At 75.0% G+C, this 21,697-nt stretch carries 20 protein-coding genes; 12 read left to right on the top strand and 8 right to left on the bottom strand.

Annotated features, from left to right (window positions below; all coding sequences use genetic code 11):
- Window positions 1-26: 26 nt before the first annotated feature.
- The 4 genes from ACFQ80_RS01155 to ACFQ80_RS01140 all read left to right on the top strand — a co-directional run bounded on the left by ACFQ80_RS01155 (window position 27) and on the right by ACFQ80_RS01140 (window position 4,672).
- Window positions 27-2,393: a RelA/SpoT family protein gene (locus ACFQ80_RS01155; RefSeq protein ID WP_430562246.1), complete on the top strand. Its 2,367-nt coding sequence runs from the start codon at window positions 27-29 to the stop codon at window positions 2,391-2,393.
- 91 nt (window positions 2,394-2,484) lie between these two features.
- Window positions 2,485-2,883: a hypothetical protein gene (locus ACFQ80_RS01150; protein ID WP_430551216.1), complete on the top strand. Its 399-nt coding sequence runs from the start codon at window positions 2,485-2,487 to the stop codon at window positions 2,881-2,883.
- Between the two features lie 10 nt (window positions 2,884-2,893).
- Complete coding sequence (locus tag ACFQ80_RS01145) at window positions 2,894-4,048, top strand: ATP-dependent DNA ligase (protein WP_430562245.1); 1,155 nt, start codon at window positions 2,894-2,896, stop codon at window positions 4,046-4,048.
- Between the two features lie 81 nt (window positions 4,049-4,129).
- Window positions 4,130-4,672: a dihydrofolate reductase family protein gene (locus ACFQ80_RS01140; protein WP_430562244.1), complete on the top strand. Its 543-nt coding sequence runs from the start codon at window positions 4,130-4,132 to the stop codon at window positions 4,670-4,672.
- 15 nt (window positions 4,673-4,687) lie between these two features.
- On the opposite strand, the gene ligD is transcribed toward ACFQ80_RS01140, so the two are convergent.
- The 4 genes from ligD to ACFQ80_RS01120 form a co-directional block, all read right to left on the bottom strand.
- Window positions 4,688-5,776 (bottom strand): non-homologous end-joining DNA ligase, encoded by a 1,089-nt coding sequence (ligD, locus tag ACFQ80_RS01135; RefSeq protein ID WP_430562243.1) that lies wholly within the window; start codon window positions 5,774-5,776, stop codon window positions 4,688-4,690.
- A 10-nt stretch (window positions 5,777-5,786) separates the two neighbouring features.
- Window positions 5,787-6,482: a hypothetical protein gene (locus ACFQ80_RS01130; protein WP_430562242.1), complete on the bottom strand. Its 696-nt coding sequence runs from the start codon at window positions 6,480-6,482 to the stop codon at window positions 5,787-5,789.
- 90 nt (window positions 6,483-6,572) lie between these two features.
- Entirely contained in the window at window positions 6,573-8,348 is a 1,776-nt protein-coding gene (locus ACFQ80_RS01125) for a DUF349 domain-containing protein (RefSeq protein WP_430562241.1), read from the bottom strand.
- Window positions 8,345-9,130 carry a peptidylprolyl isomerase gene (locus tag ACFQ80_RS01120; RefSeq protein WP_430562240.1) on the bottom strand — a complete coding sequence of 262 codons (786 nt, stop codon included), beginning with the start codon at window positions 9,128-9,130 and terminating at the stop codon, window positions 8,345-8,347. The genes ACFQ80_RS01125 and ACFQ80_RS01120 overlap by 4 nt, the downstream gene beginning before the upstream one ends.
- A 157-nt stretch (window positions 9,131-9,287) precedes the next feature.
- On the opposite strand from ACFQ80_RS01120, the gene ACFQ80_RS01115 reads away from it, so the two are divergent.
- Together ACFQ80_RS01115 and hisS are read left to right on the top strand one after the other, a co-directional pair.
- Window positions 9,288-10,007, top strand: coding sequence for an MBL fold metallo-hydrolase (locus ACFQ80_RS01115; RefSeq protein ID WP_430562239.1), 720 nt, complete (start codon window positions 9,288-9,290; stop codon window positions 10,005-10,007).
- 108 nt (window positions 10,008-10,115) lie between these two features.
- Entirely contained in the window at window positions 10,116-11,510 is a 1,395-nt protein-coding gene (hisS, locus tag ACFQ80_RS01110) for a histidine--tRNA ligase (protein WP_430562238.1), read from the top strand.
- Between the two features lie 3 nt (window positions 11,511-11,513).
- Here hisS and ACFQ80_RS01105 read toward each other — a convergent pair whose 3' ends face one another.
- A complete protein-coding gene (locus tag ACFQ80_RS01105; protein WP_430551225.1) occupies window positions 11,514-11,897 on the bottom strand; it encodes a VOC family protein in 384 nt (127 codons plus the stop codon).
- A gap of 190 nt (window positions 11,898-12,087) precedes the next feature.
- Here ACFQ80_RS01105 and ACFQ80_RS01100 point away from each other — a divergent pair, with 190 nt between their 5' ends.
- The 3 genes from ACFQ80_RS01100 (at window position 12,088) to ACFQ80_RS01090 (ending at window position 15,015) form a co-directional block, all read left to right on the top strand.
- Window positions 12,088-12,702: a hypothetical protein gene (locus ACFQ80_RS01100; protein ID WP_430551226.1), complete on the top strand. Its 615-nt coding sequence runs from the start codon at window positions 12,088-12,090 to the stop codon at window positions 12,700-12,702.
- A 62-nt stretch (window positions 12,703-12,764) separates the two neighbouring features.
- The gene (locus tag ACFQ80_RS01095; RefSeq protein WP_430562237.1) at window positions 12,765-13,835 is read left to right on the top strand and encodes a hypothetical protein; all 1,071 of its coding nucleotides are present in this window, start codon (window positions 12,765-12,767) and stop codon (window positions 13,833-13,835) included.
- A 52-nt stretch (window positions 13,836-13,887) separates the two neighbouring features.
- Window positions 13,888-15,015 carry an Rv2578c family radical SAM protein gene (locus ACFQ80_RS01090; RefSeq protein ID WP_430562236.1) on the top strand — a complete coding sequence of 376 codons (1,128 nt, stop codon included), beginning with the start codon at window positions 13,888-13,890 and terminating at the stop codon, window positions 15,013-15,015.
- A gap of 31 nt (window positions 15,016-15,046) precedes the next feature.
- Here ACFQ80_RS01090 and ACFQ80_RS01085 read toward each other — a convergent pair whose 3' ends face one another.
- Both ACFQ80_RS01085 and ACFQ80_RS01080 read right to left on the bottom strand, forming a co-directional pair.
- Window positions 15,047-15,406: a DoxX family protein gene (locus ACFQ80_RS01085; RefSeq protein ID WP_430551229.1), complete on the bottom strand. Its 360-nt coding sequence runs from the start codon at window positions 15,404-15,406 to the stop codon at window positions 15,047-15,049.
- A 53-nt stretch (window positions 15,407-15,459) separates the two neighbouring features.
- A complete protein-coding gene (locus ACFQ80_RS01080) occupies window positions 15,460-15,933 on the bottom strand; it encodes a PPOX class F420-dependent oxidoreductase (RefSeq protein ID WP_430562235.1) in 474 nt (157 codons plus the stop codon).
- Between the two features lie 114 nt (window positions 15,934-16,047).
- On the opposite strand from ACFQ80_RS01080, the gene aspS reads away from it, so the two are divergent.
- Together aspS and ACFQ80_RS01070 are read left to right on the top strand one after the other, a co-directional pair.
- Complete coding sequence (gene aspS / locus ACFQ80_RS01075) at window positions 16,048-17,835, top strand: aspartate--tRNA ligase (RefSeq protein ID WP_430562234.1); 1,788 nt, start codon at window positions 16,048-16,050, stop codon at window positions 17,833-17,835.
- On the top strand, window positions 17,832-18,692 hold the full coding sequence (locus ACFQ80_RS01070) for a GNAT family N-acetyltransferase (protein ID WP_430562233.1): 861 nt from the start codon (window positions 17,832-17,834) through the stop codon (window positions 18,690-18,692). Before aspS ends, ACFQ80_RS01070 begins: the two co-directional genes overlap by 4 nt.
- 58 nt (window positions 18,693-18,750) lie before the next feature.
- Here ACFQ80_RS01070 and ACFQ80_RS01065 read toward each other — a convergent pair whose 3' ends face one another.
- Window positions 18,751-20,211, bottom strand: a complete 1,461-nt coding sequence (locus tag ACFQ80_RS01065; RefSeq protein ID WP_430562336.1) for an FAD-dependent oxidoreductase — start codon at window positions 20,209-20,211, stop codon at window positions 18,751-18,753.
- Between the two features lie 78 nt (window positions 20,212-20,289).
- Here ACFQ80_RS01065 and ACFQ80_RS01060 point away from each other — a divergent pair, with 78 nt between their 5' ends.
- On the top strand, window positions 20,290-21,678 hold the full coding sequence (locus tag ACFQ80_RS01060; protein WP_430551234.1) for a replication-associated recombination protein A: 1,389 nt from the start codon (window positions 20,290-20,292) through the stop codon (window positions 21,676-21,678).
- The last annotated feature ends 19 nt before the right edge of the window (window positions 21,679-21,697 follow it).

The following is a 21,697-nucleotide window of genomic DNA, read 5'->3' as shown; positions in this document are numbered from 1 at the left end:
CGCGGTGGTTGCGGAAGGAGGCGCAGATGAGCGACGAGACGAAGGTCGCGCGCGCCGCCGCCGCGCCCCAGGGATCGACCGGGCAGGGCTCGGCATCGGGCCGTGGCGCGGGCTCCGGGCGCAGCGTGCGCAACCGGCTCGTGCGGCTCGGCGTGCGTGGCGCGCCTCCTACGACCCCCGCGCTGGAGCCCGTCCTGCAGGCCGTGCGCACCAACCACCCGAAGTCCGACCTCTCGGTGCTCGAGCGTGCCTACGCGACGGCCGAGCGATGTCACCGGGGCCAGGAGCGCAAGTCCGGCGACCCGTACATCACGCACCCGGTCGCCGTGGCGACGATCCTCGCCGAGCTCGGCTTCGACGGCGCGACCCTGGCGGCCGCGCTGCTGCACGACACGGTCGAGGACACGGACTACGGGCTCGACGAGCTGACCCGCGAGTACGGCGAGGAGATCGCCATGCTCGTCGACGGCGTCACCAAGCTGGACAAGGTGAAGTACGGCGACGCCGCGCAGGCGGAGACCGTGCGCAAGATGGTCGTCGCGATGGCCAAGGACATCCGCGTGCTGGTCATCAAGCTCGCGGACCGGCTCCACAACGCCCGCACCTGGAAGTACGTCTCCGGCACGTCGGCGCAGCGCAAGGCGCGCGAGACGCTCGAGATCTACGCCCCGCTGGCCCACCGGCTCGGCATGAACACGATCAAGTGGGAGCTGGAGGACCTGTCCTTCCAGACCCTGTACCCCAAGGTGTACGACGAGATCGTGCACCTGGTGGCGGAGCGCGCGCCCGCTCGCGAGGAGTACCTGTCGGTGGTGCGCGAGCAGATCTCCGCCGACCTGCGCAGCGCCAAGATCAAGGCGACGGTCACCGGCCGGCCCAAGCACTACTACTCGATCTACCAGAAGATGATCGTGCGCGGGCACGACTTCGCGGAGATCTACGACCTGGTCGGCACGCGGGTCCTCGTGGACACGGTGCGGGACTGCTACGCGGTGCTCGGCGCGCTCCACGCGCGCTGGAACCCGGTCCCGGGCCGGTTCAAGGACTACATCGCGATGCCGAAGTTCAACATGTACCAGTCGCTGCACACGACGGTCGTGGGACCGGGCGGCAAGCCGGTCGAGATCCAGATCCGCACGCACGACATGCACCGCCGGGCGGAGTACGGCGTCGCCGCGCACTGGAAGTACAAGCAGATGGCGCCGGCGGGCAAGGCGGCGTCGGACGACCCGCGTGCCAACGACATGGCGTGGCTGCGCCAGCTCGTGGACTGGCAGCGCGAGACCGCCGACCCGAGCGAGTTCCTCGACTCGCTGCGCTACGAGATCGGCGGCGCGGAGGTGTACGTCTTCACGCCCAAGGGCGAGGTGATGGCGCTGCCCGCCGGAGCGACGCCGGTCGACTTCGCGTACTCGGTGCACACCGAGGTGGGGCACCGCACCATGGGCGCCCGCGTCAACGGGCGGCTCGTCCCGCTGGACTCGACGCTGCAGAACGGCGACACGGTCGACATCCTCACCTCCAAGGCGGAGTCCGCCGGCCCGTCCCGCGACTGGCTCGCCTTCGTGAAGTCGGCGCGCGCCCGCAACAAGATCCGCCAGTGGTTCACCAAGGAGCGGCGCGAGGAGGCGATCGAGCAGGGCAAGGACGCCATCACCAAGGCGATGCGCAAGCAGAACCTGCCGATCCAGCGCCTGCTCAGCCACGAGGCGCTCGTCGGGCTGGCGAACGACATGCGCTATGCCGACGTCTCCGCGCTGTACGCGGCGGTGGGCGAGGGGCACGCGTCGGCGCCGCACGTCGTCGACCTGCTGGTGAAGTCGTTGGGCGGGGAGGAGGGCACGGAGGAGGACGCCGCGGAGGCCGCGGCCCCCGGTCGCCCGTCGCGCCGGGGCCGCACCGGCGACCCGGGCGTCGTCGTCAAGGGCGTGGACGACATCTGGGTGAAGCTCGCCAAGTGCTGCACCCCGGTGCCCGGCGACTCCATCGTCGGCTTCGTGACCCGCGGCGCGGGCGTCAGCGTCCACCGGGCGGACTGCGCCAACGCCGAGCAGCTGGCCAAGGCCCAGCCCGAGCGCATGGTGGACGTGTCCTGGACCACGGGTGCCAACACGATGTTCCTGGTGCAGATCCAGGTCGAGGCGCTCGACCGGTCGCGGCTGCTCTCCGACGTCACGAAGGTGCTGTCGGACTACCACGTCAACATCCTGTCGGCATCGGTCTCGACGTCGTCGGACCGGATCGCGCTGTCGAAGTTCGTCTTCGAGATGGCGGAGCCCGGACACCTGCAGCAGGTGCTCACCGCGGTCCGCAAGGTGGACGGCGTCTTCGACGTCTACCGCATCACCGGGACGAAGGCCGCCGACGTCCACCAGGAGTCGGCGGGGGTCTGAGCGCATCGAGCCCGGCCTCGACCGGTCGGCGGCGGCCCGCTGCCTGCGCCCGTGCCACGACGTCGCGACGACCGTCCGGGAGGACCTCCGCATGCCGAGCCTGAGCTCGCCCCGCACCCGCCGCTTCGTCACCCGGTTCAACGCCGGCGTGCTCGCCTGGCGCGGCTCGCCCCGCTGGGGCGGACCGCTGCGCCGTGCCCTCACGATCGTCCGGTACACCGGGCGCCGGTCGGGGCGCCACGTCACGATCCCCGTCGGGTTCCGCCGGCGGGGGGACGAGGTCGTCATCGGCGTGGGCGTGCCGGACGCCAAGAGCTGGTGGCGCAACTTCCTGGGCGAGGGCGCCCCGCTGACGGTCGAGCTCGACGGCGCCGAGCGCCGGGGGCACGCCGTCGCGCACCGGGACGACGCCGGGAGGGTGACCGTCCGGGTGCGGCTCGAGGGCGCGCGCCCCCGGCGAGCGGAGGTGCCCGGCCCCCTCCCGGAGTAGGTTCGCCAGCATGACGCTGCCGCTCGAACCGCCGGTGCTGCCCATGCTCGCGAAGTCGGTGCCGGACGTGCCGGACCAGCCCGACGGCGAGGCGGTGTGGGTGTACGAGCCGAAGTGGGACGGGTTCCGCGCCCTGGTGTTCCGCGACGGCGACGACGTGCGGATCGACTCGCGCAACGGGCGGCCGATGCAGCGCTACTTCCCGGACGTGGTGGACGCGGCGCTCGACGCGCTGCCGGAGCGCTGCGTCGTCGACGGCGAGATCGTGGTCGCCCGCCCCGGGGACGGCGCGGCTCGGGCGGCGCACCTCGACTTCGACGCGCTCGGGCAGCGGATCCACCCCGCGGACTCCCGGGTGCGGCTCCTCGCGTCCGAGACCCCGGCCAGTCTCGTCGTCTTCGACGTCCTGGCCCTCGGCGAGGACGACCTGTCCGGGCGGCCCCTGCGGGACCGGCTCGCGGCGCTCGACGGCCTCGGCCTCGACGGGCCGCAGGTGCACGCCACGCCCCGCACGCAGGACGCCGCCGTCGCGCGCGACTGGTTCCAGGCGTTCGAGGGCGCGGGCCTCGACGGCGTCGTCGCCAAGCGTCTCGACGACGCGTACCAGCCGAACAAGCGCGTGCTGCTGAAGATCAAGCACGCGCGGACGGCCGACGTCGTGCTGGCGGGCTATCGGCTGCACAAGACGTCGACGCCCGAGAAGCCGCTCATCGGCTCGCTGCTCCTCGGCCTGTACGCGGAGGCCGACGATCCGGACAGCCTGCAGTTCGTGGGCGTCTCGGCGTCGTTCCCCGCAGCGCGGCGGGCGACCCTGCACGCGGAGCTCGCGCCCCTCGTCGTGGAACCGGGCACCGAGGACGCCGCCGCGCACCCGTGGGCCGACTGGCAGGACCCGGCGGTCGCCGACGGCAGCGCCGGGGAGCGGCGCCCGGGTGCGCAGTCGCGCTGGAGCGCGGGCAAGGACCTGTCGTTCACGCCGCTGTGCGTCGAGCGGGTGCTGGAGGTGGGGTACGACCACATGGAGGGCTCGCGCTTCCGGCACACCGCGCAGTTCAAGCGCTGGCGGCCCGACCGTGAGCCGGCGTCGTGCACGTACGCCCAGCTCGAGGAGCCGGTCGGCTACGACCTGGCCGGCCTCCTGCCCGGGGCGCCGGGCACCGCCTGAGCCCGGACGTGCGGCGGACCACCGATGAGTCGAGGACTCCTGGGAGGTCTGGGGGGCATGGGAACCCTCAGGTACGGACTGATGAGCTGTTCGCTCGACGGCTACGTGGCCGACGCGTCGGGCGACTTCGACTGGGGCGCGCCGGACGACGCCGTGCACGCCTTCATCAACGACCAGGTCCGGGACGTGCGGACCTTCGTCGTGGGGAGGCGCATGTTCGAGACGATGCGCGTGTGGGACACGTGGGAGCGCGGGCTGAGCGACGCCGCGGACGAGTTCGCCGAGATCTGGACCGGGATCGACAAGATCGTCTGCTCGGACTCCCTCGTCGCCGCCCGGGAACCCCTCGACGCGCCGCGCACCACGCTCGAGCCACGGCTCACCCCCGGGCGGCTGGCCGAGATCGCGGCCGGGACCGACGGCGTCGTGGAGGTCTCCGGCCCGACGACCGCCGCGGGGGCGCTCCTGGCCGGGGTGGTCGACGAGATGACCGTGCGCGTGGTGCCGCACGTCGCGGGCGGCGGCCTGCGCCACCTGCCCGACGGCATGCAGGTCGATCTCGCCCGCGCCGAGTGCGTCCCGCTCCGCGACGGGTCGGTCTTCCTGCGCTACACCCGTCCCTGACGGAGGAGGGGCCGGTCAGCTGCGCTTGCGGTCGGTGTCCCGGCTGGGCTGCACGCGCTTCGGCTCGCCCGGCATCTTCGGGTACTCCGGCGGGTAGGGCAGGTCGCCGAGACCGTGCTCCTCCTCGTCGCGCCGCGCGAGCTCCAGCGCCGCGTCGAGGGAGCAGTCGAGTGCCGGGTCGCGGTCGGCGCGCAACGCGGCGAACAGGTCGCCGCGCTCGGCGAACCGGGCGGGCGCGGTCGTGACGTCGAAGTCGTCGGGGTGCACCTCGCCGACCTCGTCCCACTCCAGCGGGGTGGAGACGGTGGCGCGCTTGTTCGCCCGGACGGAGTACGCGGACGCGATGGTGCGGTCGCGCGCCATCTGGTTGTAGTCGACGAAGATCTTCTCGCCCCGCTCCTCCTTCCACCACTTCGTGGTGACCTGGTCGGGCAGGCGTCGCTCCAGCTCGCGGCCGATCGCGATCGTGGCGCGGCGGGCCTGCTGGAACGACCATCGCGGCGCGAGCGGCACGAAGACGTGCAGGCCGCGCCCGCCCGACGTCTTCGGGTAGCCGGTGAGCCCGAGCTCCGTGAGCAGCTCGCGCAGGTGCGGCGCGACGGCCGCGGCGTCGTCGAAGGAGGTGCCGGGCTGCGGGTCGAGGTCGATGCGCAGCTGGTCGACCGCCTCGACGTCGTCGCGGCGCACCGGCCACGGGTGGAAGGTCAGGGTGCCGAGGTTCGCGGCCCAGGCGACGACGGCGAGCTCGGTCGGCGCGACCTCGTCGGCGGTGCGCCCGCTGGGGAAGGCGATGGTCGCGGTCTCGACCCAGTCGGGCGCACCCTTCGGGAGGCGCTTCTGGTAGAACGCGTCGCCGCGGTTGTCGGCGCGCGTCGCCATCACCGCCTCCGGCCACCAGCCCTTCGGCCAGCGCTCGAGCGTCGTGGGCCGGTGCAGGAGCGCGCCGAGGATCCCGTCACCCACCGACAGGAAGTACTCGACGATCTCCCGCTTCGTGAGGCCCGGGCGGTCGGGCAGCTCGGGGAAGACGACACGGTCGGGGCTGGAGACGCGCACGGCGCGGCCAGCGGCGTCGAGCTCGACGGCGGGTGCGGCGGAGGCCATGCGGCTCAACCTAGGGCAGGGCGGCGGGCGCCGCACGGAGGGCGCCGGCCCGGGCCAGCACGCGGCGGGCACGCGGCCGCCCGACGACGCGGGCCCGGCGCTCCAGCAGCGCGGCCGCGTCCGCGAGGGCGAGGCCGCAGGCGTCCGCGACGGTCCGGGCGAGCCGTGCCGCGTCCTCCTCGACCGGGACGTGCACGGCCACGTCGACGACGGTCCGCAGCGGCGCGGTCACGCGGGCCCCGGACAGCTCGACGACGTCGCCGCGCAGCAGCGGTGCCTGCCACACGAGGCCGGCACCCCAGAGCTCGGGCCGGTGCCCGCCGGCCGCGTAGGCGACGTCGAGATGTTCGGTGGCACGCGGGCCCGCCGCCCGGCCGGCATGCACCCACGCCGCCGTGCGCCCGGCGGCCACGGCTCCCGCCGGCAGCGACCTGGCCAGCAGCGCGGCCCGCAGCGGGGGAGTCACGGGCGTGCCGGCGACGACCGCCGCGTCGTCCCGCACCGTCTCGAGGGCGCCGTCGCGCACGAGGACGTCCCACGCCGCCCGGCCGCCGACGTCCGCCGGTCGCACGAGGAGCCCGCGCGACCGGCGCGGGGGCGCGAGCAGGTCGCCGAGGCGTGGCGGCGGGGAGGAGGGCCCGTGGCGTGCGCCAGGGGGAGGAGCGGGTGGCGCGGGGGGTACGGCGAGGAAGACGAAGGGGCTCACGACGCGGAAACTATCCGGTCGTGAGCCCCTTCGGGTCAGCGCCTGTGGATCGTCGCGGACGCGCGACGACCCCGTCGGCGGCCCGCACGGTCAGCCGCGGGTGTCCTCCGCGGCGCGGACCACCTGCTCGAGCCAGGCGCGCCGCGCGGCGAGCGCCGTCTCGGCCGCCTCGACGCGCCGCGCGTCACCCGACTCGCGCGCCTCGGCGAGGTCACGCTCGAGACCCTCGATGGCCGCCTCCAGCTGTGCCGCGGCGCCCTCGGCCCGCGCGCGGGTCTCGGGGTTGGTGCGGTCCCAGCGGGCCTGCTCGGCGCCTCGGACCGCGGTCTCGACGGCGCGCATGCGCCCCTCGACACGCTGGATGTCGGCGCGCGGCACCTTGCCGGCCTCCTCCCAGCGGTCCTGGAGGTCGCGCAGCTTCTCCTTCGCGGCCGCGAGGTCCTTGACGGGCAGAAGAGCCTCGGCCTCGGCGAGGAGCGCCTCCTTGACCTCGAGGTTCTGCCCGTACTCGGCGTCGATCGCCGCGTTCTCGGCGTCCCGGGCGCCGAAGAACGCGTCCTGCGCCGCCCGGAACCGGGACCAGAGCGCGTCGTCGTCCTTGCGGCTGGCGCGCCCCGCGGCCTTCCACTGCGTCATGAGGTCGCGGTAGGCGGCAGCGGTGGCCCCCCAGTCGGTGCTGGTCTGGAGGGACTCCGCCTCGGCGACCAGCTTCTCCTTGGCCGACTTGGCGGCGGAGTTGCGCTGCTCGAGGTCGGCGAAGAAGTGGCGCCGCTCGCGGTCGAACGCGGTGCGTGCGTGGCTGAACCGCTTCCAGAGCGCCTCCTCGGAGGGGCGGTCGATGCGCGGCCCGGTGCGCTGCGACTCCTTCCACCGGTCCAGGAGGGCACGCAGCTCCTCGCCGGCCGGGCGCCACTGCATCTTGCTGGGGTCGGTGGCGGCGATCTTCTCCGCGGCCTCGACGATGGTGGTCCGGGCGGCGACGGCCTCGGCCTTGGCGGCCGCGCGCTCCTGCTCGAGGGCGGCACGACGCTCCGCCGCTCGTGCCCTGAGGCCCTCGACGCGGGTCCGCAGGGCGTCCAGGTCGCCGACGGCGGCCGGCTCGCCGGTCTCCTCCGCGAGCTTCGCGAGGGTCTGGTCGATCTCGCGGACGGACAGGTCCGCGCTGTCGAGACGGGTCTCGAACAGCGCGACCTTGGCGTCGAGGTCGAGGTAGCGGCGCACGTAGAGGCTCATCGCCTCCGAGGCGTCCACGCCCGGGAACTGGCCCACCTGGCGCTCGCCGGCGGCCTCCCGCACGAACACCGTGCCGTCCTCGTCCACGCGACCGAACGCCTCTGCGGCGGCCGCCGCGGCGGCGTCGAGGGCCGGCGGCACGACAGGGGCCACGGGGGTGGTGGGCTCGGCGGGCGGCACGTCCGCCGGCGTGGGCGCGGCGGGGCGGCGCAGCGCCGACGGCTTGGGCGCGCCCGGGCGGGGCGGCTTCGGCACGCCGGACGGCTTCGCCGGGGCCGGGGCAGGAGCAGGCGCAGGGGCCGGGGTCGGCTCGGCCGGAGCCGCGTCGACGGACTCGGGCCCGGCAACCGTCTCGGCGGTGTCGGCCGTCCCGGCGGCCGGGCTCTGCGGCTCGGCCGCCGGCGCGGTCTCGGGCTCCGGGGTCGTCTCCGTGGGTCCGGCCTCGGGGGTCGTCTCCGTGGGTTCGGCCGGCGGAGCCGTCTCTGCGGTCTCGCCCGCGGCGGGCTGCGGGTCCGCCGCGGGGGCGGGCGGGGTCGCCTCGTCCGGGGTCGTCTGCGATGGAGTCTCGGCCGTCTCCTCGGTGCCGGCCGGGGTCTCCTCGGGGCCGGTCGAGCCGGGGGTGCTCTCGCTCACTGGGTCTCCACTCCTTCGATGATGACGGGGCTCGTGGGGGAGCCGTCGCCGGCCCCTCCCTCGACGCCCGCGTCAGCGACTGCCTGGACGGCGTCCAGGCCGGACGTGACGGTGCCGAGCACCGTGTACCCGCCCGCGGTGTCGGACGGGATGGTCGAATCCTGGTACACGACGAAGAACTGCGAGCCGATCGACTCGCCGTCGTCACCGCGGCGGGCCATCGCGATGGTCCCGGCGGGGTAGACGTCGTCCTCCGGGGCGTTCTCGATCGGGCCGTACGAGTAGCCGGGATCACCGGTCCCGGTCCCCGTGGGGTCGCCGCACTGCAGCACGTAGATGCCGGAGGTGGTGAGGCGGTGGCAGGCCGTGCCGTCGAAGTACCCCTGCTTCGCGAGCGACACGAAGCTTGCGACGGCCTGCGGGGCGGCAGCCCCGTCGAGCTCGACCACGACCTGCGAGTCGCCCGCCCCCGTGCACAGGTCGAGCGTCGCGGTCCACGTGCTGCCCTCGGCGGCCGAGGGGTCGGGCCGGTCGCCGCCGGAGCGTGCGCCGTACTCCGCGGGCGGGCAGTCTCCGGCGGCCTGCGGCGTCGAGGAGGCCGCAGGGCCCGCGACGCCGCCGAGGTTCGCGACGACGAACCCGCCGCCCACCAGCGCGAGGATCGCCACGATCGCCACGATCGCGAACGTCCGCTGCCGCCGGGCGCGCGCCTGCGCCTGCCGCTGCTCCCACTTCTCCTGCCGCTTGCGGGCGTACTCCCGCTCGCGCTTGGTGGCCGCCAACTCGCGGACCTCCTCGACTCGTCCCCGTCGCCGCACGGGAAGTTCCGCGCGCGGGGGACAGTCTAGGGCGCGGGACGCAGGTCACATCCGCAGGGCGGTCGTGGCCGTGGCCCATGACGTGGCCCCGACGCCGGCCGCCGGCCGCTAGCGTGGCGCCGTGCAGATCCTCGTCGTCGTCGCCCCCGTCTTCGCCACCAACTGCTGCGTCGTGGTCGCCGGCGCCGACGGCCGGGACGCCGACTGCGTGGTCGTCGACGCCGGGGCGGGCGTGGCGCCCGAGGTCGAGCGCCTGGTCGCCGAGTGTGGCCTGGTCCCGCGCGCCGTCGTCGCGACCCACGGGCACGTGGACCACACCTGGGACGCGGCGGCGCTCTGCGAGAGGTACGACGTGCCCCTGCGCATCCACCCCGCCGACGCCTACCGGCTGGCCGACCCGTTCGGCACGCTGGGCCTCGCCGCGGTGCGCGACGGCGGCGACCCGGGGGTGAGCGGCGCCCTCGCGCAGGCGCTCGCGGCCACGGGTCGGCGGGCCGAGGACTACCGTGCGCCCGTCGCCGTCGAGCCGCTCGACGTCGGCCCGGGCGGCGAGGGCGAGCTCGTCGCGGGCGCGGTGCGGCTGCGGACGCTGCACGCGCCGGGGCACACCGAGGGCTCGACGCTCCTCGTCGCCGAGGAGGCCGGCGTGGTCCTCGCGGGGGACGTCCTGTTCGCGGGCGGGGTGGGCCGCACCGACCTGCCGGGCGGCGACGCCGCGACGATGGCGCGCACGCTGCGCGACGTCGTGGGTCGGCTCGACCCGGGCCTCGGCGTCGTGCCCGGGCACGGCCCGACCACCACCGTCGACCGGGAGCTGGCGACCAACCCCTACCTTCGCTGACCCCGTGCTGGTCCCGTGCTGGTCCCGTGCGGGTCCCGTGCCGGCCCCGTACCGCCCGTGCTGGGACAGGGTCCCGCGACGGCTCCGGCGTCTGGGAAGATGAGGCCCATGGCACGCCCCACCCCGCTCTCCGGCTTCCCCGAATGGCTCCCCGACGGCCGCGTCGTCGAGCAGCACGTCCTCGACACGCTGCGGCGCACGTTCGAGCTGCACGGGTTCGCCGGCATCGAGACGCGGGCGGTGGAGCCGCTCGACCAGCTGCTGCGCAAGGGCGAGACCTCCAAGGAGGTGTACGTGCTGCGCAGGCTGCAGGAGGAGGGCGACGCCCCGGGCGACCGCGCGGAGAAGCAGCTCGGCCTGCACTTCGACCTCACCGTCCCGTTCGCGCGCTACGTGCTCGAGAACGCCGGCCGGCTCGCCTTCCCGTTCAAGCGCTACCAGATCCAGAAGGTGTGGCGGGGCGAGCGTCCCCAGGACGGCCGCTTCCGTGAGTTCGTCCAGGCCGACATCGACGTCGTCGGCGCGGGCGAGCTGCCCTATCACTACGAGGTCGAGCTCCCGCTGGTGATGGCCGCGGCGCTCGGCGCCCTGCGCGACGTTGGGGTGCCCGAGGTCCGCATCCTCGTGAACAACCGCAAGGTGGCCGAGGGGTTCTACCGCGGGCTGGGCCTCGACGACGTCGTGGGCGTGCTGCGCCAGGTCGACAAGCTCGACAAGATCGGTGCCGACGCCGTCGCGGAGCTGCTGCAGGCGGAGCAGGACGCCACGCCCGAGCAGGCCAAGGCATGCCTCGAGCTCGCCGCGATCTCGGGCACGGACACGACCGTGGTGGACCGGGTCCGGGCGCTGGCCGCGTCGTACGACGCGGTCACGGAGCTGCTCGAGACGGGCCTGGGGGAGCTCGCCGCGCTGATCGAGGCGGCCGCGCGCCGCGCGCCCGGCGTCGTCGTCGCCGACCTGAAGATCGCACGCGGCCTCGACTACTACACCGGGTCCGTCTACGAGACCGTGCTGGTGGGGCACGAGCAGCTCGGCTCGATCTGCTCGGGCGGGCGCTACGACACCCTCGCCTCCGACGGCAAGAACACCTACCCGGGCGTCGGCCTGTCGATCGGTGTCTCCCGCCTGGTCTCCCGGCTCCTGTCCGCGGGGCTGGTCGCCGCGACGCGCGGCGTGCCCGCGGCCGTGCTGGTCGCGGTCACGGACGAGGCGCACCGCGACCGGTCCGACGCCGTCGCCGCGGCCCTGCGCGCACGCGGCGTCCCGGCGGACGTCGCGCCGACGGCGGCGAAGTTCGGCAAGCAGATCAAGGTCGCCGACCGGCGCGGCATCCCGTTCGTGTGGTTCCCGGCGCAGCCCGGCGAGGACGGCAGGGAGCCCGATGCGCTGGCCGGCGACGTCAAGGACATCCGCTCGGGCGAGCAGGTCCACGCCGACGCCGCGTCGTGGGAGCCGCCCGCGGAGGACCTGTTCCCGCGGGTCGTCCCGGGCGCGGCAGGGTGAGGCTCAGGCCTCGATGAGCGCGACGACGTTGCGCGCCGGGTCCCGGAACCAGCCGATGGTCGGGCCCTGGCGCGGGTCGGCGCTGCGCACGACGCCGTCGGCGTCCTGCGCGAACCCCGGGTAGCGCACCAGGTCGACGCCGGCGGCGTGCAGGTCCGCCGCCGCGGCGACGACGTCGGGCACGACGAGGTTGAGCACGGTGTGGCTCGCCGGCTCGTGGGCCTCGCCCTTCGGGTACACGAAGACCGCCGTGCCGCCGGTGACGTCCAGCTCGAGCCCCATGGACGTACGCGTCACGCGCAGCCCCACGACGTCCCGGTAGAACGACTCGACGGCGTCGAGGTCGTCGACGGAGAAGCTGCTGAAGCCGCGCTGCACGGTGATCACGGGTACTCCTCGGGTCGGGAAGCGGCCGGCGGCGACCGGCCTGAGGGGTGGACCCCGCGCCCGGGCGGAACTGATCGGGGGACCTCCCGCGGGGGTTGTCCCCCGAACACCCTGAGGCGCCCCTGAGATTCACCCTGATCTCGCTGCTGACCTGGCCGGACGGCGCCCGGGGAACGGTACGGTGACCGCCGTGAGCATCTACGTGGTCCTGTCCCGCAGCAGCACCGTCCTGTCGCGGACGATCCGCCTCGCGACGCGGGACGAGTACACGCACGCGGCGCTGGCGCTCGACGCCGACCTCGAGCTCATGTTCAGCTTTGGGCGCCGCCGCGCGTCCAACCCGTTCGTCGGCTGCTTCAAGCGCGAGCGGCTCGACGACGACCTGTACCGGGGGATGGACCGGCTGCCGGGCGTCGTCCTCGAGGTCCCCGTGACACCCCGCCAGCGGGACGCCGTGGGCGCGCGCGTCGCGGAGTTCCTCCTCGACAGCCACACGTACGCGTACAACGCCCCGGGCCTCGTGACCGGGCTGCTCGGCCGGGGGTCCGAGGACGACCGGCGGTTCTTCTGCTCCGAGTTCGTCTATCACGTGCTACGCGACGCCGGGGTGTGCGACCTGGGCGTCCCGCGCTGGAAGGTGCGACCGCAGACGCTGCTGGCGGTGCCAGGCACCGTCGTCTACCGCGGGGACCTCAAGCGCTACCGGCCGTCGGACCTCGCCGCGGCGCCGGTCCCGGCGCTCACGCTCCAGGGGGCGGACGGGCTGTTCGCCACGTCGCGGTCGGGGGTCTCGCTGGCGCTGTGACCGGGCCGCGCGCCCGGGACCTGTCCAGGGCGTGCCCAGGGCGTCGTGCGACGCTGGGGCCCATGCCGAGCCGAGTCTTCCTGCACGTGGGTGCGCCCAAGTCCGGCACCACCTACCTGCAGTCCCGTCTCCACGCGAACCGCCGTGACCTGCGACGGCACGGGGTGCTGTACCCGAGCGGTCCGCTGGGGGATCCGCGGCTGCACTACTTCGCCGCGCTGGACGTCACGGGGGCGCGCCACGGCATCGACCCGCGGCGCCTTGACGGGGCGTGGGACCGCCTGGTGCGCCAGGTGCGGCGGACGCGGGGCGACGTCGTCGTCAGCCACGAGCTGCTGGCGAGAGCGGACCCGGACCAGGCGGCCCGGGCGCTCGCGGACCTGGCCGCGACCGGCGCGGAGGTCCACGTGGTCCTCACCGCCCGAGACCTCGCGCGCGAGCTCGCGAGCGGATGGCAGGAGACGCTGAAGTTCGGCTCGAGGACGACGCTGCGCGCCTACCTCGACCGCGCCAGGGCGGGTCGGTCCGCGTTCCTGAGGTCCTTGGACCCGACCCACGTGCTGCCCGTGTGGGCCGCGGGCCTCCCGGCGCCGCGCGTCCACCTCGTGACGGCCCCGCCGGTGGGCGGCGCCAGGGACGCGCTCTGGCTCCGGTTCCTGGACGCGATCGACGTCGACCCCGCGTGGGCGCCGCGGGACGCCGAGCGGTCGAACGCCTCGGTCGGGGCGCCCGAGGCCCAGGTGCTGCGCGGGCTCAACCGTCGGCTCGGCGACGCGGCGCGGCGCGGCGGCGCCCTCTCGCCGATCGTGGACGGCATCGTCGCCGGCGACGCGCTCGCCCCGCGGCGGTCCACCCCCGTCGCCCTGGGGCCCGACGACCATCCGTGGGTGGCGGACCTCAGCGAGACCTGGGTCGCCTGGCTGCGCGACCAGGACGTCACCGCGCACGGCGACCTGGACGACCTGCTGCCGGTGGCGCCGGGGGACGACTGGGCCGACCCCGACAGACCCGTGCCGCGCGAGGTGACCGCGGCCGCCCTGGACACGGTCGTCGTGCTGCTCGCCGAGCTGGCCGGCCGCCCGCTGCCGTGGGGCGAGCGGGGCCGCCGGGCGCTCGCGCGGCTCCGCCGGTGACAGGGGCCGGCCGGGCCTGGACAATCGATCGAACATCTGTTCGAATGATTGCGTGAGATGGGAAGGTCAGACTGTCGGCGCGGACGACGGTGCCCTGCCGGGGCTCGAACGGTCCGCCCTGGGGCGGCTCGGCCTCGTGCGCACGGTGCGGACGCCGGAGTTCGCCGACGTGACCTTCCACGAGGTGCTCGCCAAGAGCGCGCTGTCCAAGGTGCCCGCCGCTTCGAAGATGCCGTTCGGGTGGACCGTCAACCCGTACCGGGGATGCAGTCATGCGTGCAGGTACTGCTTCGCCCGCCCCACCCACGAGTACCTCGACCTGGACGCCGGCCGTGACTTCGACTCCCAGGTCGTGGTGAAGACGAACGTGGCCGAGGTGCTGCGCGCCGAGCTGGCGCGGCCGTCGTGGACGCGGGAGCCGGTGGCGATGGGCACCAACACCGACCCGTACCAGCGGGCCGAGGGCCGGTACCGCCTGATGCCCGGCATCGTCGGAGCGCTCGCTGACTCGGGCACGCCGTTCTCGATCCTCACCAAGGGCACGCTGCTGCGTCGCGACCTGCCCCTGATCGCCGACGCGGCGCAGCGCGTGGAGGTCGGGCTCGGCGTCTCCCTCGGCTTCGCCGACTCGCCCGCCGACGAGGAGCTGCAGCAGTCGGTCGAGCCGGGGACGCCGACACCCCGCGCGCGCCTCGACCTGATCCGCGCGGTGCGGGCGGCGGGCCTGCCCTGCGGCGTCATGGTGGCCCCGGTGCTGCCGTGGCTGACCGACTCCCGCGACCACCTGCGCCGCCTGCTGGACGCCGTCGCGGACGCCGGCGCCATGGGAGTCACCGTGGTGCCTCTGCACCTCAAGCCCGGCACCCGCGAGTGGTACCTGCAGTGGCTGGAGCGCGAGCACCCGCGTGCCGTCGCCGGCTACGGGCGCGTCTACGCCCGCGGCACCTACGCGCTCGAGGCCTACCGGCAGTGGCTCTGGGACCGGGTGGAGCCCCTCCTCACCGAGCGCGGCTTCCGCTCGTCCGGGCACCGCTCGCGCTCGGGTGCGACGGGGCGGTTCCCGGACGACCTGAAGCCGCACGACGAGGGCGACTACCCGGCCGGGGCGCTCGCGGGGATGCCGCGCGACGGCGGCGGGCTCCAGGTGGCCGGCACGGGCGTCGAGCAGGTGCTCTTCTGAGGGCTGGTGCTCTTCTGGGGCACAGACGGGCTCAGCGCAGGAACGAGAACCACAGCACGAACAGGCACAGCAGGAACATGCCCGTGGCGTTGACGAAGAAGTTGCGGCCGAAGTCCCGCGCCCGGACGTGGAACGTCAGGGCGAGCACGAAGTACACGACCAGGCAGACGGCGGTGACGAGCCCGAGGTAGGGGATCCAGATCCCCGCGACGAGCCCGGCCGCGGCGGCGGCCTTGATCCACGGCATCACCCACCACCAGCGCTCCGGGAAGTTCACGTCCCGGAAGCACTGCGCGATGAACGCCACCGGCTTTACGCACAGGAGCGCGTCGCCCGCGGAGACGAACGCGAGCACGAGCACGGGCCAGACGGGGTCGGGCAACGTCGCCATGGGGTCGACGCTACGGCCCGCCGGGCGGGCGCGCGGTGGGTGTGACCAGGCTCTCAGGCGCCCTCGACCAGCCGGGCGGGGAACCCGCCGGTCGCGACGGGGCCCCACCGCTCCACCGTGATGCGCACGACGCTCTTGCCCTGACGCAGCATCGCCTCCCGGTACTCGTCCCAGTCCGGGTGCTCCTTCCCGGCGGCGGCCCGGAAGTACTCGACCAGCGGCTCCACCGAGTCCGGCACGTCGATCACCTCGGCCGTGCCGTCCACCTGCACCCAGGCGTCGTCGAAGTCGTCGCCGAGGGCCAGGAACGACGCCCGCGGGTCGCGCCGCAGGTTCACGGCCTTCGCGCGGTCCGGGTACGTCGAGACCACGACCCGGCCGGCGGCGTCCACGCCGAACGTCACCGGGCTCAGCTGCGGCGAGCCGTCCCGCCGGGTGGTGACGAGGACGCCGTGGTGGCGCGCCCGCAGCACCTCCAGCAGCTCGTCGCGGTCGACGGTGGTCGTGGTGGCGATCCGTGGCGCCATGGGAATCTCCTCGCGGAAGGGGTTCGGCCACCGACTAGACTCGCACGGGCGCCTCGCGCGTCCGCGCGTCGCCACCGGCGACGCCGTCCCCACCCCGTTCGAAAGGAACACTCCGTGCTCCGCACCCACACGGCCGGCTCACTGCGGGCCGAGCACATCGGTCAGACCGTCACCCTCACGGGGTGGGTCGATCGGCGCCGGGATCACGGGGGAGTGGCCTTCATCGACCTGCGCGACGCGTCCGGCATCGCGCAGGTCGTCATCCGCGACGAGGCGGTGGCGCACCCGCTCCGCTCCGAGTTCGTGCTCCAGGTGACGGGCGTGGTCGGTCGCCGGCCCGAGGGCAACGCCAACCCGAACCTCGCCACCGGGGAGATCGAGGTCGTGGCGAAGGACGTCGTGGTGCTCAACGAGTCCGCGCCGCTGCCCTTCCAGGTCTCGACGGCGCTCGCGGACACCGAGGTGATCGGCGAGGAGGCGCGCCTCAAGCACCGCTACCTCGACATCCGCCGCCCCGCGCCGGCGCACGCCCTGCGGCTGCGCGCCAAGGCGAACCAGGCCGCCCGCCGCGTGCTCGACGAGCACGACTTCGTCGAGGTCGAGACGCCCACGCTGACCCGCTCGACGCCCGAGGGTGCGCGCGACTTCCTGGTGCCCGCGCGCCTGGCGCCCGGTTCCTGGTACGCGCTGCCGCAGAGCCCCCAGCTGTTCAAGCAGCTGCTCATGGTCGGCGGGCTGGAGCGCTACTACCAGATCGCCCGCTGCTACCGCGACGAGGACTTCCGCGCCGACCGCCAGCCGGAGTTCACGCAGCTGGACGTCGAGCTGAGCTTCGTCGACCAGGACGACGTCATCGCGCTCGCCGAGCAGGTCCTCGTCGCCCTGTGGAAGCTCGTCGACGTCGAGATCCCCACGCCGATCGCCCGCATGACCTACGCGGAGGCCATGCGCCTGTACGGCACGGACAAGCCCGACCTGCGCTTCGGCAACCCCCTCGTCGAGCTCACGGACTACTTCGCCGAGACGCCGTTCCGCGTCTTCCAGGCCGAGTACGTGGGCGCCGTCGTGATGGCCGGGGGCGCGTCGCAGCCGCGCCGGCAGTTCGACGCCTGGCAGGACTGGGCCAAGCAGCGCGGCGCCAAGGGCCTCGCGTACGTCACCTACGGCGAGGACGGCACGCTGGGCGGCCCGGTCGCCAAGAACCTGTCGGACGCCGAGCGCGAGGGCCTCGCGGCCGCCACCGGCGCGCACCCGGGCGACGCCGTGTTCTTCGCGGCCGGCAGGACCGCCGAGGCGCGTGCGCTGCTCGGCGCGGCCCGGCTGGAGATCGCGCACCGCACCGGCCAGGTCGACGAGGACGCCTGGGCGTTCGTCTGGGTGGTGGACGCACCGCTGTTCAAGCCCACGGGCGAGGACGACGACGTGGACCTGGGCCACTCGGCCTGGACGGCCGTGCACCACGCGTTCACGTCGCCCAAGCCGGAGTGGATCGACAGCTTCGAGTCCGACCCGGGCAACGCGCTCGCCTACGCCTACGACATCGTCTGCAACGGCAACGAGATCGGCGGCGGCTCCATCCGTATCCACCGCCGCGACGTGCAGGAGCGCGTGTTCGACGTCATGGGCATCGGCCCCGAGGAGGCGCAGGAGAAGTTCGGTTTCCTCCTCGACGCGTTCAAGTTCGGCGCCCCGCCGCACGGCGGCATCGCGTTCGGCTGGGACCGCATCGTCGCGCTGCTGACGAAGTCGGCGTCGATCCGCGACGTCATCGCGTTCCCGAAGTCGGGCGGCGGCTACGACCCGCTCACCGAGGCCCCGGCCCCGATCACGCCGGAGCAGCGCAAGGAGGCGGGCGTCGACGCCGTCCCGCAGGACGAGGCTGCCCCGGCCGCGGGGGCGTGACGCTCGCTCTCGACGGGCACGGCCTCGCCCCGGTCACCGACGTGGCCGGGGCGAGGCTGCCCGACCGCTGGGCCCTGCACCCGGTGGTCGTCGCCGAGCACGCCTTCCACGGGTGGGACGCCAGCCACGTCTGGTGGGACGACGACGCCCTGCTCGTGCGCCTGCGGTGGCGCGAGCGCACGGACGGCGAGCGGCCCTTCGCGGTCGAGGCGGACGCCGCGGGCACGAGCCTCCTCGGCGTCGGGACGGCCGACGGCGCGGCGCGGCTCCTCCTGCGGGCCCGCACGGAGCTGCGGTCGCAGGGCGACGCGCTGCGCGTGCGGCGCGCGTCGCTGCCGCGCGGGACCCACGCCGCCCTGGCCGTCCAGGCTCCCCGTGCCGGCGCCGCGCCGGAGCCCTTCGACCGGCAGCCCGCCGGCGCGTGGGACTGGTTCGGCACCACCGCGGCGCCCGGCGCCCAGCCCGGCGAGGAGCGGGTCGCCGAGCTCGACGGCCCCCACGCCCGCGACGAGCTCGCCCGTGCGCTCGCCGTCGCGAACCCCCACGGCGAGCTGCCGCCGGACGAGCCACGGTCGCGCTGGTGGGGCTGGCGCGACGACGCCGGCGTGCTGCGGGGCGTCGCGGGCGCGTCCCGGCGGGTCTCCGGCCAGCCGTGGGTGCTCGGCTCGATCGGGACCGACCCCGCGTGGCGCGGTCGCGGGATCGCGGCCGCGGTGACCGCCGCCGCCACCCGAGCCGGTCTCCACGAGGTCGCCCTGGTGACCCTCGGCATGTACGCGGACAACGACGCGGCGCGCCGCGTCTACCTCCGCCTGGGCTACGTCGTCGCGCAGCGGTTCGAGAGCTGGCGGCCCTGACCGGGCGCACCCCGCCGGTTCGCTCCCGACCTGCCCGACGGCCCGCGCCGTGCGCTGCTCACGCCGTGCCCGACGCCGGTGACCCCGGCCGCCGCGCGTCGGCGAGGTAGCCGTCCGGCCGCACCAGCAGGGTCGCGTCGCGACCGTCGGCGCGTCGCACGTGGACCCGCTCGCCGGCGTCGAGCTCGCCGGGCGCCCTGGGCACGTCCTCCGGTGGGCCCGCCTCGGGGCCGACGAGGACGAACCGCCCCGCGCGCAGCGCCTCCGCGAGGCGCGGCCCCGCAGGTCCGGGCACCAGCGGCAGGTCCGGCACGCGGCTCCCGGCCGCCGGGTGCGCGCCGGGCGGGGCGGGGTACCGCACGCCGAGGGCGGAGACCGACGCGGCGGCGCGTCGGCGGGCTGCCGCGACCCGCGACAGCAGGGTGGCGCCGATGGCGCGCAGGACGGCGGCCGTGGGCCCCGGACGCGTGGCGAGCCGCAGCATCGTGCCGCTGGTGCGCAGCACCTGGGTCCCGACGGGGTGGCGCTCCGCCGCGTACCCGTCCACCAGGTCGTCGTCGGCGCCGCGGACGACGGCGGCGAGGCGCCAGGACAGGTTCGCGGCGTCCTGCAGGCCGGTGTTCATGCCGAGCCCGCCCGCCGGGCTGTGCACGTGCGCGGCATCGCCCGCGAGCAGCACGCGCCCGGCCCGGTAGCGGGTCGCCTGGCGCTCGTCGGCCGCGAAGCGGGTGCCGAACCGCAGCTCGGCCATCCCGTGGTCGTCGCCGAGCGTCGCCCGTGCGAGGGTGCGCACCTCGTCGAGGTCCACGGGCCCATCTGCGCCGTGGTCGAGGGCCTCGTCCCAGCCGATGAACCGGTACCAGTCGTCCCCGAACGGGGCGAGGAAGCCCAGCGCACCGCCGGCCGACGCGACGGTGAGCGCGTCCTCGGGCGGACGGGCCAGGCGGACGTCCGCGAGCACCATGGCGCGGATCACGGTCGCGCCGGGAAAGGCGATGCCCGTGGCCCGCCGCACGGTCGACCGGACGCCGTCGGTGCCGACCACCCACGGTGCGCGAAGTCGCACGGGTGCCTCCGGCGCGCCGCCGCCCTCCTCGACCGCCACCACCGTGGCGCCGTCGTCGTCCTGGGTGACGTCGGTGACGCGCAGCCCGTGCCGGAACTCCGCGCCGGCGTCCTCCGCCCGGCGTCGCAGCAGGCGCTCCACCTCGTACTGCGGGGTCACGAGCACGAACGGGAACCGGCCAGGCAGCGCGTCGAGGCGGACGTCGACGCGACCGAACACGCGGATCCGGCGCACCCGGCGTCCGGTCTCCAGGAGCTCGTCGGCCAGCCCGCGTGCGTCGAGCACCTCGAGGCTGCGGGCGTGCACGGCGAACGCGCGGGTGAGGTTGCTGAGTCCGGCCGGGCGCCTCTCGACCACCACGACCCGCGCGCCCGCGCGGGCCAGGTCCCCGGCCAGGAGCAGTCCCGTGGGCCCCGCCCCGACGACCACGACGTCGGCGTCCATGCGGCCCACCCTAGGGCGGGCCACGTCACAGCCGCAGGGTGGCCCCGCGCGCCCGGTCCGTGGGTGGGGCTCCGTAGGCTGAGGCGCATGGACCTGTTCGACGCCGCGCTCACCGGCACCCGCGGCACGCCGGCGACCGGCCGCACCGGCCCGAGCGCCCCTCTCGCCGTGCGCATGCGCCCGGCCGCCCTCGACGAGGTCGCGGGCCAGGCGCACCTGCTCGTGCCGGGCTCGCCGCTGCGCCGGCTCGTGGAGCCGGACGACGAGTCGGCCCGCCGGGCCGCCCCGGGGTCCGTGATCCTGTGGGGGCCTCCCGGCGTGGGGAAGACGACCCTCGCGTACCTCGTCGCGACGGTCTCCGGCCGGCGCTTCGTCGAGCTCTCCGCGGTCACCGCCGGCGTGAAGGAGGTGCGCCAGGTCGTCGAGGACGCCCGCCGGCGCCTCGCCACGGGCGGCGAGGAGACCGTGCTCTTCATCGACGAGGTGCACCGCTTCTCCAAGACGCAGCAGGACGCGCTGCTGCCGAGCGTCGAGAACCGGTGGGTGACGCTGGTGGCGGCCACCACGGAGAACCCGTCGTTCTCGGTCAACTCCCCGCTGCTGAGCCGATCCCTGCTGCTCACGCTCAAGCCGCTCACCGCCGACGACGTCCGCGCCCTCGTGCGCCGCGCCGTCGCGGACGAGCGCGGTCTGGACGGCGCCGTCGAGCTGGCGGACGACGCGGAGGACCAGCTCGTGCGCATGGCGGGCGGGGACGCGCGCAAGGCCCTGACCATCCTGGAGGCGGCCGCCGGCGCGGCCCTGGCCGACGCCACCCCCGGGCGTGACCCCGGGGACCCGGTCGCCGTGGACCTCGACACGGTCGAGCGGGCCGTCGACGTCGCCGCCGTGCGGTACGACCGTGACGGCGACCAGCACTACGACGTGGTCTCCGCGTTCATCAAGTCGATCCGGGGCTCGGACGTGGACGCCTCCCTGCACTACCTGGCGCGCATGGTGGCCGCGGGCGAGGACCCGCGGTTCATCGCCCGACGCCTGGTGATCTCCGCGGCGGAGGACGTCGGCATGGCCGACCCGTCCGCCCTGCAGACCGCCGTCGCGGCCGCGCAGGCCGTCCAGCTCATCGGGATGCCCGAGGGACGGATCGTCCTCGCGGAGGCGGTCGTGCACCTGGCCACCGCGCCGAAGTCGAACCGGGCGTACCAGGGGATCGACGCCGCGCTGGCGGACGTCCGCGCGGGCAAGGTGGGCGTCGTGCCGCCGCACCTGCGCGACGCGCACTACGCGGGCGCCGAGGGCCTCGGCCACGGCAAGGGATACCGGTACGCGCACGACGCGCCGCACGCCATCGCGGCCCAGCAGTACCTCCCCGACGAGCTCGCCGGTCGGCGCTACTACGACCCGAGCGACCGGGGCTTCGAGAAGCAGGTCACCGACCGGGTGGCGCGGATCCGGCAGATCCTCGACGACGCCTGACGCGCCCCGCCGGTCGGTG

It is taken from the genome of Isoptericola sp. NPDC056578 (assembly GCF_042793275.1).
Taxonomy (GTDB): Bacteria; Actinomycetota; Actinomycetes; order Actinomycetales; family Cellulomonadaceae; genus Isoptericola.
This window is presented reverse-complemented; position numbering and strand designations above follow the sequence as displayed.

Bases quoted from the DNA above. Each gene is read 5' to 3' on its own strand.
- ACFQ80_RS01155 (WP_430562246.1), top strand. From the start codon at position 27: ATGAGCGACGAGACGAAGGTCGCGCGCGCCGCCGCCGCGCCCCAGGGA.
- ACFQ80_RS01150 (WP_430551216.1), top strand. From the start codon at position 2,485: ATGCCGAGCCTGAGCTCGCCCCGCACCCGCCGCTTCGTCACCCGGTTC.
- ACFQ80_RS01145 (WP_430562245.1), top strand. From the start codon at position 2,894: ATGACGCTGCCGCTCGAACCGCCGGTGCTGCCCATGCTCGCGAAGTCG.
- ACFQ80_RS01140 (WP_430562244.1), top strand. From the start codon at position 4,130: ATGAGCTGTTCGCTCGACGGCTACGTGGCCGACGCGTCGGGCGACTTC.
- ligD (WP_430562243.1), bottom strand. From the start codon at position 5,776: ATGGCCTCCGCCGCACCCGCCGTCGAGCTCGACGCCGCTGGCCGCGCC.
- hisS (WP_430562238.1), top strand. From the start codon at position 10,116: ATGGCACGCCCCACCCCGCTCTCCGGCTTCCCCGAATGGCTCCCCGAC.
- ACFQ80_RS01095 (WP_430562237.1), top strand. From the start codon at position 12,765: ATGCCGAGCCGAGTCTTCCTGCACGTGGGTGCGCCCAAGTCCGGCACC.
- ACFQ80_RS01085 (WP_430551229.1), bottom strand. From the start codon at position 15,406: ATGGCGACGTTGCCCGACCCCGTCTGGCCCGTGCTCGTGCTCGCGTTC.
- ACFQ80_RS01080 (WP_430562235.1), bottom strand. From the start codon at position 15,933: ATGGCGCCACGGATCGCCACCACGACCACCGTCGACCGCGACGAGCTG.
- ACFQ80_RS01060 (WP_430551234.1), top strand. From the start codon at position 20,290: ATGGACCTGTTCGACGCCGCGCTCACCGGCACCCGCGGCACGCCGGCG.